The sequence below is a fragment of the Streptomyces sp. NPDC030798 genome (assembly GCF_055572275.1).
On record NZ_JBVIDR010000014.1, the window covers coordinates 195,430 to 209,089 of the forward strand.

The following is a 13,660-nucleotide window of genomic DNA, read 5'->3' on the forward strand; positions in this document are numbered from 1 at the left end:
CCCCCGCCCCCGCTCCTCTCACCACGGCATCTCCGGCCGGCCGCACCGCCGCGGCGATCAGTCCCCGGCCGCCCACAGGCTCCGCACGTGGCCCAGATGCCGGGTCATGATCGCGTGTACGGCCTTCTCGTCGCGCTCCAGCAGCGCGTCCAGCAGCTCCAGGTGCTCCTCGGCCGAGGCGAGCAGCCGGCCCGCCTCGACCAGAGCGGTCAGGCCGTACAGCCGGGAGCGCTTGCGCAGGTCGGCGACCACCTCGACCAGGTGCGCGTTTCCGGCCAGCGCGAGCAGCCCGAGGTGGAAGCGGGTGTCCGCCTCCACGTACGCGATCAGGTCACCCGCCGCCGCGGCGGCGACGATCTCCCGGGCCGCCGGGCGCAGCGCCTCCAGGGAGACCCGGTCGGCGGTGCCGGCGAGACCCGTCACCGTCGGGATCTCGACGAGGGCGCGGATGTGCGTGTACTCGTCCAGTTGCCGGTCGGAGACGGCGGTGACCCGGAAACCCTTGTTCGGCACCGTGTCGACCAGGCCCTCCTTGGCCAGGTCCAGCATCGCCTCCCGCACCGGCGTCGCGGAGACGCCGAAGCGGGCCGCGAGCGAGGGCGCCGAGTACACCTCGCCCGGCCGCAGCTCACCCGCGATCAGCGCGGCGCGCAGCGCGTCACCGACCCGCTCCCGGTAGCTGCTGCGCCGACCGCCGAGCCGGGGCAGCGCGGGCATGCCCGCACCGCGCGTTTCCTGTGCCATGTCACGCATCACCGGGGTCAGTCTAGAGGACGAAGCCCTCCGGGAAGGGGTCGGTGGGGTCCAGGAGGTACTGGGCCGTGCCCGTGATCCAGGCCCGGCCGGTGAAGCTCGGCAGCACGGCGGGGACTCCGCCGACCCGAGTGGTGCCGAGCAGCCGGCCGGTGAAGCGGGTGCCGATGAACGACTCGTTCACGAACTCGGTGTGCAACGGCAGTTCGCCCCGTGCATGCAGCTGCGCCATGCGCGCGCTGGTCCCCGTACCGCACGGGGAGCGGTCGAACCAGCCCGGGTGGATGGCCATCGCATGCCGTGAGTGGCGCGCGGTGGCACCCGGCGCGAGGAGGTGCACGTGGTGGCAGCCGCGGATCGAGGGATCCTCCGGGTGCACCGGCTCCGCCGCGGCGTTGATCGCCCGCATCAGGGACAGGCCCGCCGCCAGGATGTCGTCCTTGCGGGCGCGGTCGAAGGGCAGCCCGAAGGCGTCGAGCGGCAGGATCGCGTAGAAGTTGCCGCCGTAGGCCAGGTCGTAGGTCACCGTGCGCCCGTCCGGCAGCGCGATCTCCTGGTCCAGGGCGACCGCGAACGACGGGACGTTGCGCAGCGTCACGCCCCGCGCGGCGCCGTTCTCCACCGCCACCTCGGCGACCACGACCCCCGCCGGGGTGTCCAGGCGGATCGTGGTCACCGGCTCCACCACCTCCACCATGCCGGTCTCCACCAGCACGGTCGCCACCCCGATCGTGCCGTGCCCGCACATCGGCAGGTAGCCCGAGACCTCGATGTAGATCACGCCCCAGTCGCAGTCGGGGCGGGCCGGCGGCTGCAGGACCGCGCCGCTCATCGCGGAGTGCCCGCGCGGCTCGTTCATCAGCAACTGCTTGATGCCGTCGCGGTGTTCGCGGAAGTACAGCCGCCGCTCGTTCATCGTCGCACCGGGCACGGTGCCGATCCCACCGGTGATCACCCGGGTCGGCATGCCCTCGGTGTGCGAGTCCACGGCGTGCAGGACGAGCTTGCTGCGCATGGTCCGGCCTCCTTGTCGTGACGTCAGGCCGGTCCGGCGGCGACGGCCTTCTCGGTGGCCGTCCGGACCGCGGCCTCCTGCTCGGGCAGCAGCGGGACGCGCGGCGGGCGCACCGGGCCGCCGTACCGGCCGACGACGTCCATGGACAGCTTGATCGCCTGCACGAACTCCACCCGCGAGTCCCAGCGCAGCAGCGGGTGGAGCTGCCGGTACAGGGGGAGCGCGGTGGTGAGGTCCCCGGCCACCGCGGCGCGGTAGAGCTCGACGGAGGCCCGGGGGAGCGCGTTGGGGTAACCGGCCACCCAGCCCTTGGCGCCCGCCACGGCCAGCTCCAGCAGTACGTCGTCCGCGCCGATCAGCAGATCCAGCTCCGGGGCGAGTTCCGCGATCCGGTAGGCGCGGCGGACGTCGCCGGAGAACTCCTTCACGCCGTGGATGTGCCCCTCGCCGTGCAGCCGGGCGAGGAGTTCGGGCACGAGGTCCACCTTGGTGTCGATCGGGTTGTTGTACGCCACCACCGGCAGCCCCGACCGGGCCACCTCCGCGTAGTGCGCGAGCACCGACCGCTCGTCGGCGCGGTAGGCGTTGGGCGGCAGCAGCATCACCGCGGCGCAGCCGACCTCGCCCGCCTGTTCGGCCCAGCGGCGCGCCTCGACGGAGCCGTAGGCGGCGACGCCCGGCATCACCCGCGCCCCGCCGACGGCGGCCACGGCCGTGCGCACCACCTGGGCGCGCTCCTGAGGCGTGAGCACCTGGTACTCGCCGAGCGAGCCGTTCGGTACGACGCCGTCGCAGCCGTTCTCCACCAGCCAGGCGCAGTGTTCGGCGTAGCGGTCGAGATCCACCGAGAGGTCCTCGCGCAGCGGGAGCGCGGTGGCGACGAGGACGCCGCGCCAGGGTCGGTTCTCCGGGAGGGTCATGAGCGGTCCCCAATCCACGTAGCGTGTGACATATTACGAACGGACGAAGCACTGCGGTTCAGTCGGCGCCCCGGGCCGGTCGGCGCCCGGTTCGGTCGGCGTCCTGGTCAGTCGGCGTCCGGCTCGGGCAGGTCCGCCAGCACCCCGAGCGGCACCGGCCGGGCGAACGGCCGCCGTCCGGGGGTGAACGGGCATCCGGTGAGCCCCGCCACCGCGGGGCCGCACATCCGGCCCTGGCACCAGCCCATTCCGGCCCGGGTGAGCAGCTTCACCGTGCGCAGGTCGCCCGCGCCGAGCGAGCCGGCCGCCGTGCGCACCTGCCCGGCGGTGACCTCCTCGCACCGGCACACGACCGTCTCGTCCGTGACGCCCTCGGCCCAGTGCGCCGGCGGCGCGCAGACGGCGTCGAGCGCCGCGAAGAACGCCCGCGACCGGGCACGGGCCCGGGCGGCGGCGCCCCATCGGCGCGGGTCGGGTGCGGTGCCGTGCAGGCGGGCGGCGACCGAGCGGCCGGCGATGTGCCCCTCGGCGAGCGCGAGGGCCGCACCGCCGATCCCGGTGGTCTCCCCGGCCGCCCAGACACCCGGTACATCGGTGCGCTGCTCGTCGTCCACCCGGACAGCCGTTCCGGCGAGGGCGCAGCCGAGGGTCTCGGCGAGATCCGTGTGCGCCAGCATCCCGTGCCCGACCGCGAGGGTGTCGCAGGGGATGCGCCGGGCGCCAGTGGGCACCGGCCGCCCGTCCCGGCCCAGTCCGGCGACCGTGACCGCCTCCAGCCGGTCGGTGCCGTGCGCCTCCACCACGGTGTGCCGGGCCAGGATGCGGATCCCGTGCCGCAGCAACGCACCCGTGTACCAGGCACCTTCGGCCAGCTTGCCCGGCTGCGCCACCAGCGCGGGAGCCCGCCGCAGCAGGGCCGCCGGGCGGGCCGACTCCACCAGCGCGGCCACCCGGGCGCCCGCCGCCGCGAGCCCCGTGGCCACGGGCAGCAGCAGCGGCCCGGTCCCGGCGACGACGGCGGTACGGCCCGGCAGCACCAGACCGCCCTTGAGCATGGCCTGCGCACCGCCCGCGGTGACGACCCCGGGGAGCGTCCAGCCCGGGAAGGGCAGCACCCGCTCGTACCCGCCGGTGGCGAGCAGGACGGCATCGGCACGGACGGTGACACCGTCCTGCTGCGCGGGGCCGCGCAGCGCGTGCACGGCAAAGGCTCCGGAGTCGCCCTCGAGACACCAGACATGGTGATCGGTCAGGTGGAGCAGGTGTCCGGCCGCGCGCTGCCGTTCCAGTCCCTCGTGCAGCCGTTCCCAGGTGCGCCACTGGTGGTGCAGGGCCTGGGGGCGGCGGGCGCCGAGGGCGGCGGCCGGCTGCCGGTAGAACTGGCCGCCCGCCTGCTCGGCCGCGTCCAGCAGGGTCACGCGCACCCCGCGCGCGGCGGCCGCCAGCGCCCCGGCCAGCCCGGCCGGACCCGCGCCGACGACGGCGAGATGCGGTCGCTCAGCCATCGTGTCCGGCCCCCTCCTGCGCGTCGTGTCCCGTTCCCTCCTGGGTACGGATGACGTCGCCCGGCCGTACCGGGACCAGGCAGGCGCGCTGGTTGGCCCGGCCGTCGACGGTGACCAGGCAGTCGAAGCACACGCCGATGCCGCAGAACACCCCGCGCGGCCGGCCCGCGACGCGCGTGCTGCGCCACGAGGTCACGCCCGCCGCCCACAGGGCCGCCGCCACCGTCTGCCCGGGCAGGGCCTCCAGGGGGCGGCCGTCGAAGGTGACGGTGAAGGCGGCGCCCGGCAGGGCCCGGGCCAGTTCCAGGGGATTCATCGGCTGTCCTCTCCGTTCGCCGCGCTCGCGAACCGCTCGGGCCGGAAGGGGCTGAGGTCCAGCTCCGCCGCCTTCCCGGTCAGGGCCTGGGCGATCAGCAGGCCGGTGCCGGTGGCGAGTCCGATGCCGGCGCCCTCGTGCCCGCAGGCGTGGAAGAGCCCGGGCAGGCGGGGGTCGGGTCCGATCGCCGGGAGGTGGTCGGGCAGGTACGGCCGGAAGCCCGCGTACGTCTGCAGGGCGCGGACCCGCTCCAGAAAGGGGAAGAGCCCGATCGCGCCGGCCGCCAGCGCCCGTACCGCCCGCAGCGACAGCGAGCGGTCGAAGCCGACGCGTTCCCGGCTCGCACCGATCAGCACCGGCCCGGCGGCCGTGCCCTCCACGACCGGCGAGGTCCGCAGAGCGGCCGAGTCGCTCGCCACGTCGGCCACGTAGTCCGCGGCGTACACCTTGTGCCGGACCATGCGCGGCAGCGGCTCGGTGACCAGCACGAAGCCGCGCCGGGGGAGGACCGGGAGGTGCACGCCGGCCAGCGCGGCGAGGTCGCCGCCCCAGGTGCCGGTGGCGTTCACCACCGCCGGTGCATGGAGGTCGCCCTGGTCCGTACGGACCCCGAGCACCGCGCCGCCGGCCGTGCGCAGCACCCCCGTCACGGTCCGGCCGGTGTGCAGCCGGGCGCCGGAGGCGCGGATCAGGTGGGCGGCCGCCAGCGCGGGCATGACCTGGGCGTCCTGCGGATAGCGGACCCCGCCCGCCATGCCGGGGGCCAGGTGCGGCTCCAGTTCCCGCAACTCGTCCGGCCCCACGAGGTCGGCCGCGACCCCGGCGGCGCGCTGGGCGGCGGCGAAGTCCCGCAGGGCGCCGAGCGTGCCGGGCGCCGAGGCGACCACCAGGCCGCCCTTCGGCTCGTACTCGACCGGCGCTCCCAGTCCGTCGTCGGCCAGCTCCGCCCACAGCCGGGCCGACAGCAGGGCCAGTTCCAGCTCGGGGCCCGGCTCCTTGTCGGAGACCAGCAGATTGCCCTCCCCGGCGCCCGTGGTCCCGCCGGCCACCGGCCCCCGGTCCACCACCCGCACGTCGAGCCCGGCACGGCCGGCGTACAGCGCACAGGCCGCCCCGACCATCCCGGCTCCGACGACCACGACATCGCAGCTCAGTCGGTTCGCCACGCGCAGTACTATGTCACATACCGCAGCGGCTGAGGAGACCCCGACACGAGTCCGGGGTCACGCCTCGCGCTCGTGCCGGCGCCCGACCGCCCGTGCGGACCTCAGGAGACGAACCCGCATGACCGGCCGCTTCGGTGGCCGCGAACTGCTCCAGCGCGTCGGTGATCCGCTCCGGCGTCCACGCAGCGCAGCCCGGCACCTGGGCGTACGGCAGCGGCCCGGGCAGGTCCGCGTACCCGAACGACGCCACCGACACCGCGGTGACGCGCAGCGCCGCGAGCCCCTCGTCCACCACCGGCAGCCAGTCGCCCCGGAACGGCATGAAGCAGCTGTCGGGCAGGAACGAGCCGGTGAGTTCGCACAGCCGTTGGTAAGGAAGTAGTCCTCGTCCCGGGCCGGTTCGGCGCCGAAGTGGTCGTGGACGGCCCGGAGAAGCTGCTCGTCCTCGATCCGGCCAGGGCCTGCGTCGCGGCGACGTCCAGCAGATACACGCTCAGTCCTGAACTCGTGCCCGGAAAGCCACCGGCCGCCACCGACATCGCCCACGGGCTCCGGCCGCCGCCGGCGGACAGGGCGAGGCCGGAGATGTCGCCCTCCCCCGAAGGCGGCATCCCCGACCGCGTCCCCCGGCGCCCGAACGGTGGCCTGGACTGCCAGGGTGCCGCTCCGGGAGGCCGGACGCCTGAGTCGGGGGGTACTCAAGTCGCCCTGTATCAGATCTGAGTAGGCGCGCTCCCCATGGTGTGACGACTCACGAACAGGATGCGAAGACCCTGGAGCTGCCCTGGCCGTTCACCGGCCGGGAGACCGAACTGGACCTGGTGCGCCGGGCGTCGGCGGCCGGACGGCCCGGCATCGTGGTGACCGGCCCGGCGGGCCGCGGAAAGACCCGCCTGATCGCCGAGGCGGTCCGGGGCACCGACTGCGCCCGGGTGACCGGCACCCCCGAGACCCGCGGCCTGCGCCTGGCCGCCTTCGCGCACCTGCTGCCCGACACCGTCTCCCTGCACCGCGCACTGCACCTCCTGTCCGGCACACGCCTGCTCGTCGTCGACGACGCCCACCTGCTGGACGACGCCTCCGCCGCGCTCGTCCACCAACTCGCCGTGCACGGACGCACCCGGCTGGCCGTGGCCGCCACCGACGGCGCACCGGCGCCGGGCGCGGTGTCCCGGCTGTGGACGGGGGACCTGCTGCCGCGCCTCGCCCTGGAGCCGCTGTCCCGCGAGGACACCGCTCACCTCCTCGGCCCGGCCGGTCTGGAGCCGCTCACCGTGCGCCGGCTGCACCGGGTGTGCCGGGGCGATCTGCGGCTGCTGCGCGATCTGCTGGACGCGCTGCGCGGGTCCGGCGGGCTGGTCCGCCTGCCCGGCACCGACGCGTGGGCCTGGCGCGGCCCCGTTCCGGTCACCGCGGCCGTCCGCGACCGCCTCGCGCCCGCGCTGGACCGCGCCGGCGCCGGCGAGCGCGAGGCGCTGGACCGGCTGGCCTTCGCCGAGCCCCTGCCCGTCCCGCTGGACGACCTCGCCCCCGACGCGCCCGGCCTGGGCGTCCTCGAACGTCTGGAGGCGGACGGCCTGATCCACGTCGACGACCGGGGTGCCGTCAGCCTCGTCCACCCGCTGCACGGTCCGGCCCTGCGCGCCACCGCCGGCCGGCTGCGGGCCCGGCGGCTCGCCCACCGCACCCCGGAGCAGTGGCGGCCGGCCCTCGACGCCGAACAGAACGCACTGCAGCGCCGGTTGGCACGGCACGACGTACGGACCGTCGCCACCCCGGTCGGGGACTGGCTGCTGCACGAGGGCCTGCCGGTCCCGGCCGGCTACGCCGTCGTACGCGCCCGGTACGCCCGGCTGCGCGGCGAGCTGCGGGAGGCGGCCGCGTGGGCGCGGGAAGGGCTGCGGGCGGCGCCGGGCGACGCGGAGTGCCGCGGCGAGATCGACTTAGTGGCCGGGCAGTCGGGGGAGGCCTCCGGAGCGGGCGTGTGGGCCGCGGCGGCCCGGGGCGACCTCGAGGGTGCCCTGGACGCGCTCGACGGGGACGACGTGTTCGCGCTCTACGACGCCGTACGGCTCGGCGCGCCCGAGCGGGTCGCCGGGCGGCTGCCGGGCGACGGGGTGTTCGGCCGGCACGCCGAGGCGCTCGCCCGCCGGGACGGGGCCGCGCTGGACCGGGTGGCCGACGCCCTGGAGGCGCGCGGCTTCCTGCTGTTCGCGGCGGAGGCGCGCGCCCAGGCCGTCCGCGCCCACCGCGACCCGCGCGCCGCCCGCCTCTCCCGCACCCGCGCGCTCGCCCTGGCCCGCCGCTGCCAGGGTGCCCGCACACCGGCGCTGTCCGGGCTGGTGCTCGGCGAACTCACCGCCCGGCAGCGGCAGATCGTCGCCCTCGCGGCGGCCGGCCTGAGCAACCGGGAGATCGCCGAGCGGCTGACCCTGTCCGTACGGACCGTCGGCAACCACCTGTACGGCGCCTACGCGCGGCTCGGCGCGAGTGACCGCGACGCCCTCCCATGGCTCACGGACCTCCCCGCGACGAAGCCCGCCTGACCCCCTCACGCCGCCCCGAACGCCGCGAAGGGCTCAGCCGGTGGCCTGGTGGACGGGGTCGTCGGGCTGGGTGGTGCGGGGGAGTTCCGCGGTGGGGCCTTCGGGGGGGGCGGGTCGTCGGGAGTCGCCCGGCGGCTGACGCTCTCCGGACGGACGGTCGGCGGCTGCCCGGCCCCTCGCCCCTCACGCCGCCCCGAACGCCGCGAAGGCCCAGCCGGTGGCCTGGTGCACCGGGTCGTCCGGCTGGGTGGTGCGGGCGTCGCGGAGGGACTCGGCGAGGGAGAGGCCCGCGTCGAGTCCCTTGTGCAGGGCGAGCATCAGCGGGACGACGGCGGCGTCGTTCACCGGCGCGCTGCTCGCCACCACCCCGGCCGTGCCCAGCGGCAGCAACGCCGTGACCAGGCCCAGCAGTTCGTCGGCGCCCACCGAGGCCAGGCGGGCGGTGTCGCAGCTGGAGAGGATGATGCGGTACGGGCTGCGGGCCAGCCGCTCGAAGTCGTGCACGATCAGCGGGCCGTCGGCCATCCGCAGGGCCGAGAACAGGGGGCTGTCGGCGCGGAACGTGCCGTGCGCGGCGAGGTGGGCCAGGGCCGCGCCGTCGAGTTCGTCCAGCACGCGCGGGACCTGCGCCGCCCTGCCCTCCAGCACCCGTGCCGTGCCGTACCGGCCGGCGAGCTCGGGCACCTCCGCCCCGCCGGTGGCGAGCCCGGGGCCGCGCACCAGGACGTGCCGGCCGCCCATCGGCGGCTCGGTCTCCCGGGCCCGCAGCCAACTGCCCGCCGACGGCGACACGCTGAGCACCCGCTCGCGCAACGCGGGCAGCAGAGCCCACGGCACCCGGTGCAGGGCTCCGGGCGGCACGATCACCACCGGACCGGATCCCAGATGCCGTACGGCGTCCCCGAGCAGCAGCTCCTCCAGGCGCCGGCCCGCCGCCTCCACCAGCGGCAGCCGCGCCTCGCCGCCCGGGTGCGCCAGGCGCCGCAGCCCGGCCTGCACATGCTCGGCCTCGGCCACGGCCTCCGCCAGCGCCCCGCCCGCGAACCGCCGCACCCGGCCCTGCCCGCACAGCAGGATGTGCACCCGGCCGTCCACCACGGCGAGTTCCACCAGACGCGCGTGACCGAGCCGGTCCAGCAGGCGGCCCACGTCCAGCCGGTCCCCGGCGCCGGGCGCGTCGCCGCGCATGTGGTGGGTGCGGGAGCGGATCTCCCGTTCCAGGCGCCGCTGTTCGCGCTCCAGCGCGGGGACCGGGCGGCCCTCCATGCGGGCCTCCTCCGCGCGGGCGGCTATCTCCCGGTAGGCGGTCAGGCTGCCGAGCAGCGCCGGGTCGGCGGGCGGTCGGGCGGGCGGCGCGGACAGCACGGTCGCCCGCCAGCGCTCGCTCCACTCCAGCAGCCGCCGGGGACCGCCGTGCGCCAGGCTCGCCTCCTGGGCGAGCGCGGCCAGTTCGGCACCCTGCGCGGTGACGCGGGCCCGCAGCTCGGAGGCGCCCAGCGTCATCCGGTGGTCGTCGAGCACGTCCAGGCCGCGCCGGCAGGCCTCCCTCACCCCGCGCGGGGAACCGGCCGCCCGGGCCCGCAGCGCCTGCGCGGCCCAGCCGGTCACGCGGGCGGGCGGCGGACCGCCGTAGCGGCTGCGCGCGGCCACCGCCAGGTGCCGCTCCGCCTGCGCCGTCCGGCCGAGGGAGAGGGCGATGCGCCCGGCGAGCAGCGAGGCCTCGGGCGCGGCGGGCGAGCCGAAGGAGGCGAGGCGCCCGGCGGCCGCCGCCGCGTCCGCGACCAGCCGGGCCGACCCGCCGCCCGCCGCCGCCCGCGCCTCGATCAGCACCAGCCGGGCGTGCGTCTCCCACCAGGGCCGCCGCTGCCCCGCGAACAGCCGTACGGCGTCGGCGGCGCGGGCGATGGCGGTGTCCGCGTCTCCGGCCGAGCGGGCGGCCCGGGCCGCGGCGAGCAGCAGCTCGGCCTTGCGCGTGGACTGCCCGCCCATCCGGTCCAGCAGCGCGATCGCCGCGTCGGCCTCCGCCAGCGCCTCCGGGGCGAGCCCCGCCGCCATCAGCACCTCGCAGCGCCGGATGGAGAGCATGAAGGTGGGTGTGCCCAGCTTGGCGTACCGTTCCTCGGCCTCGTCCAGGAGCCGCAGCGCGGCCGGGATGTCACCCGAGCGGAACGCGGCCAGGCCCCGGCTCTCCACCGCGTCCGCCTTGTCGTGCTCCTGACCGGTGGTGTCCCACAGCCGTTCGGCCGCGGTGAAGTCGGCGTCGGCCCGGTCCACGGCGCCCAGCGCCAGATGGACCGTGGCCCGCAGGGTCAGCGCCCGCGCGGTCCAGATGTCGTCCCCGGCCTGCCGCAGCACCGGAAGCGCCCGCCGTACGTCGTCCAGCGCCTCCCGGTGCCGCCCCAGCACCCACCACACATACGCCCGCCGGTACAGCACCCGCGCCCGGGTGTGTCCGCTGCCCCGCGCGACACCCCGCTCGAACGACGCCAGCCCCTGCCGCGTGCGCCCCGCGTGCACCAGTGCGACCCCCAGAGTGGCGAGCACATCGGCCTCCCGCTCGGCGGAGGCGGCGCGCGCGGCGAGGTCCCGGGCCCGGCGCAGATGCCGCAGCGCGATCCTCAGATCGCCGAAGTCCCGCTGCCAGATACCCAGTACCTGATGGGCCACGCTGGCGTGCAGCGGCGGGGAACCGGTGTGCAGGACCTGTTCCGCGCGTGCCCGGGCCTCGCCCGGATCGGCGAACACCATCGGCAGCAGTTCGAGCACCGAGTCGCTTCCCGCTGTCACCCCTCGCATGGTAGTGGCCCGGTGTATCAATCGGTGGGCCGGCGGCTCTCACTGTCGACCACCGCCCAGGGGGAGGACACGCGATGGCTCCACAGCGATTCCACGAGCAGTTCGACCACATCCAGCGCGCGCTGCCGGACGTACCCCTCGCCATGGGGCCGCAGGACGACGCCCACTTCCTCTACGAGAAGGGCGTCGTCCTCGCCCGGGACGGCGAGGAGGCCCGCCTGGTCGAGGACACCGTGCGCACCCACTTCACCGACACACGGGGCCTGATCCCGGACCACGTGCGCCGGATGGGGCCCGAGGCGGGCCGCACCGGTGTCACCCGGATCCGGGTCGGCGACCCCGCCCAGGGAGAGGACACCGTCCCGCACGCCCTGCGCGCCCTGCGGCAGGCCGAGGGCCGCCGGGGACGCCCGCTCGTCAGCCGCAACCACGTCGTGCACATCGCCGTGAACGCCTGCCCCGGCGACGAGCCCGTGCCCGCACCGCGCAGCGCACCGCCCAACCCGGCCCCGGCCGAGGGCGCCTACGACCCGGAGCGCGCCGTCGGCGTCCTCGTCATCGACACCGGGCTCGTGCACGACCACGCGTCCTGCCCGCTCCTCGCCCACACCACCGGCGACCGGCAGACCGGCGAGACGGACACCGACGGGGTGCTGCGGCAGTACGTCGGCCACGGCACCTTCATCGCCGGGATCCTCGCCGCGGTCGCCCCCAGCACGGACATCACCGTCCGGGGCACGCTCACCGACGCGGGCGCCGTGCTGGAGTCGGAGTTCGGCGCCCGGCTCTTCGAGGCCGTCGACCAGGACGGCTGGCCCGACATCATCAGCCTCTCCGCCGGCACCTCGGGCGGCCGCGCCGACGGGTTGCTCGGGCTGGAGGCGTTCATGCGCGAACTGCGCGAGCAGCGCACCCTGCTGGTGGCCGCCGCCGGCAACAACGCGAGCGACCTGCCGTTCTGGCCGGCCGCCTACGCCGACCTGCCCGAGTACGCGGACAGCGTGCTGTCGGTCGGCGCGCTGCGCGGGGACGGCGAGTCCGCCGCCTGCTTCACCAACCACGGCCCCTGGGTCCGCGTGTTCGCCCCGGGTGAGCGCCTCACCAGCGCCTTCACCGGCTTCGCCGACCCGGTGCCGTACGTCTACCAGCACTCCACCTACGACACCTGCCGCTACGGCTTCCGCTACGCCTGCACCTGTCAGTACCCGCGCCACACGGGCACGTTGAGCGAGGGCCGGGAGAGCACCGGGGCCAAGGCGGACCAGGTGATGTTCGACGGCCTCGCGCAGTGGAGCGGCACCTCCTTCGCCACTCCGGCCGTCGCGGGCCTGGTGGCCGCCCACATGGCGGCGCACAAGGAGCGCGACCCGCGCGCGGCGCGCACCCAACTGCTCGCCTCCGTCACCGAGTCCGCCGAGGTGCGCGGGGCGCGCGTCCCGGCGCTCCGCCCGCCGACCTGGCGCCCGGTTCCCGTCGTGATCCCGGCGCAGTCCGCATGAGGGCCGGAACTCTCCGCTCCACGGCGTACGATGACGTGCCGTACACGAGGGGTGGAGCCGTGGACCGTACAGAGATCGGCGCACTCGTCCGGTCCGCCGTCGAGGGCGACGCCGCGGCCTGGAAGGCGCTGGTGGAGGGGCTGAGTCCGCTGGTGTGGTCGGTGGTGCGCGCGCACCGGCTCTCCGACGCCGACGCCCACGAGGTCTTTTCGACCGTCTGGTTCCGTTTCGCCCAGCACCTCGGCCGCCTGCGGGAACCCGACAAGGCGGGCTCCTGGCTGGCGAGCACGGCCCGGCACGAGTGCCTGAAGGTGCTCAAAGGGCTGACGCGTCTGACGCTGACGGACGATCCGCAGGTGCTGGACCGGGCCAGCGATGAGCGGACGCCGGAGCAGTCGCTGATCGACTCCGAGGAGGCGGCCGCCCAGGCCGAGCGGATCCGGCGGCTGTGGCAGGAGTTCGAGGCGCTGGGCGAGCGGTGCCGGCAGCTGCTGCGGGTGCTGATGGCCTCGCCGCCGCCCAGCTACGGGGAGGTGTCCTCCGCGCTCGGCATCGCGGTCGGCAGCATCGGCCCTCTGCGCCAGCGCTGTCTGCGCCGGCTGCGGGCCCGGATGGACGCGCGGGGGGCGGCATGAGCGGCATGGACGAGCACGGGTTCCCCGAGCCGCCGGAGGCCGGCGACGCCTCCGAACCCGGTTTCGCCGACGCCGGGTTCGACGGCGCCCTGCTGGAGGAGGAACTGCGCCAGGCGGCCACCGTCCTCGACCCGGTCCCGGCCGAGCTGCTGCACCTGGCCCTCGACGCCTACGCGTTGCACGACCTGGATGCCGAACTGGCCGAGCTGACCTTCGACTCGCTCGTGGACGCGCTGCCGGTCAGAGGAGTGCCGGACGCCCCCCGGATGCTGACCTTCCGGGCCGGCGAGCTGACCGTCGACGTCGAGGTCACCGGCGAGGGCCTGATCGGCCAGGTGCTGCCGCCGCAGCCGGCGCGCATCGAGGTGCTGGGCGGCCCGCGGACGGCCCACCCGGTCGCGGTCGACACCCTGGGCCGGTTCACCAGCGACCACCCGCCCGCCGGCCCGTTCGCGCTGCGCCTGCGCGCCGGCGAGGCGGTGATCGTCACGGAGTGGCTGCGGGCCTAG

Annotated in this window: 12 protein-coding genes; 4 read left to right on the forward strand and 8 right to left on the reverse strand. The window is 76.1% G+C overall.

Features of this window, described 5'->3' with window-relative positions:
• Positions 1–57: 57 nt before the first annotated feature.
• From ACZ404_RS29245 to ACZ404_RS29275, 7 genes are all read right to left on the reverse strand, one after another.
• Positions 58–744 (reverse strand): GntR family transcriptional regulator, encoded by a 687-nt coding sequence (locus ACZ404_RS29245; RefSeq protein ID WP_468444981.1) that lies wholly within the window; start codon positions 742–744, stop codon positions 58–60.
• A 22-nt stretch (positions 745–766) separates the two neighbouring features.
• Entirely contained in the window at positions 767–1,768 is a 1,002-nt protein-coding gene (locus tag ACZ404_RS29250; RefSeq protein WP_468444983.1) for a proline racemase family protein, read from the reverse strand.
• Positions 1,769–1,791: 23 nt separating this feature from the next.
• Complete coding sequence (locus ACZ404_RS29255; RefSeq protein ID WP_468444985.1) at positions 1,792–2,688, reverse strand: dihydrodipicolinate synthase family protein; 897 nt, start codon at positions 2,686–2,688, stop codon at positions 1,792–1,794.
• Positions 2,689–2,795: 107 nt separating this feature from the next.
• Complete coding sequence (locus ACZ404_RS29260) at positions 2,796–4,193, reverse strand: FAD/NAD(P)-dependent oxidoreductase (RefSeq protein WP_468444987.1); 1,398 nt, start codon at positions 4,191–4,193, stop codon at positions 2,796–2,798.
• On the reverse strand, positions 4,186–4,509 hold the full coding sequence (locus ACZ404_RS29265) for a (2Fe-2S)-binding protein (protein WP_468444989.1): 324 nt from the start codon (positions 4,507–4,509) through the stop codon (positions 4,186–4,188). The genes ACZ404_RS29260 and ACZ404_RS29265 overlap by 8 nt, the downstream gene beginning before the upstream one ends.
• Positions 4,506–5,675, reverse strand: coding sequence for an NAD(P)/FAD-dependent oxidoreductase (locus ACZ404_RS29270; RefSeq protein WP_468444991.1), 1,170 nt, complete (start codon positions 5,673–5,675; stop codon positions 4,506–4,508). The genes ACZ404_RS29265 and ACZ404_RS29270 overlap by 4 nt, the downstream gene beginning before the upstream one ends.
• A gap of 13 nt (positions 5,676–5,688) precedes the next feature.
• Entirely contained in the window at positions 5,689–5,997 is a 309-nt protein-coding gene (locus ACZ404_RS29275; protein ID WP_468444993.1) for a DUF7691 family protein, read from the reverse strand.
• 421 nt (positions 5,998–6,418) lie between these two features.
• On the opposite strand from ACZ404_RS29275, the gene ACZ404_RS29280 reads away from it, so the two are divergent.
• Positions 6,419–8,221: a LuxR family transcriptional regulator AbsR2 gene (locus tag ACZ404_RS29280; protein ID WP_468444995.1), complete on the forward strand. Its 1,803-nt coding sequence runs from the start codon at positions 6,419–6,421 to the stop codon at positions 8,219–8,221.
• Between the two features lie 183 nt (positions 8,222–8,404).
• On the opposite strand, the gene ACZ404_RS29285 is transcribed toward ACZ404_RS29280, so the two are convergent.
• Positions 8,405–11,017 carry a CHAT domain-containing protein gene (locus tag ACZ404_RS29285; RefSeq protein ID WP_468444997.1) on the reverse strand — a complete coding sequence of 871 codons (2,613 nt, stop codon included), beginning with the start codon at positions 11,015–11,017 and terminating at the stop codon, positions 8,405–8,407.
• A 74-nt stretch (positions 11,018–11,091) separates the two neighbouring features.
• On the opposite strand from ACZ404_RS29285, the gene ACZ404_RS29290 reads away from it, so the two are divergent.
• The 3 genes from ACZ404_RS29290 to ACZ404_RS29300 are packed head-to-tail and all read left to right on the forward strand — an operon-like array spanning position 11,092 to position 13,660.
• The gene (locus tag ACZ404_RS29290) at positions 11,092–12,516 is read left to right on the forward strand and encodes a S8/S53 family peptidase (RefSeq protein ID WP_468444999.1); all 1,425 of its coding nucleotides are present in this window, start codon (positions 11,092–11,094) and stop codon (positions 12,514–12,516) included.
• Positions 12,513–13,151, forward strand: coding sequence for an RNA polymerase sigma factor (locus ACZ404_RS29295; protein ID WP_468445001.1), 639 nt, complete (start codon positions 12,513–12,515; stop codon positions 13,149–13,151). Before ACZ404_RS29290 ends, ACZ404_RS29295 begins: the two co-directional genes overlap by 4 nt.
• Positions 13,148–13,660, forward strand: a complete 513-nt coding sequence (locus ACZ404_RS29300) for a hypothetical protein (protein ID WP_468445003.1) — start codon at positions 13,148–13,150, stop codon at positions 13,658–13,660. The genes ACZ404_RS29295 and ACZ404_RS29300 overlap by 4 nt, the downstream gene beginning before the upstream one ends.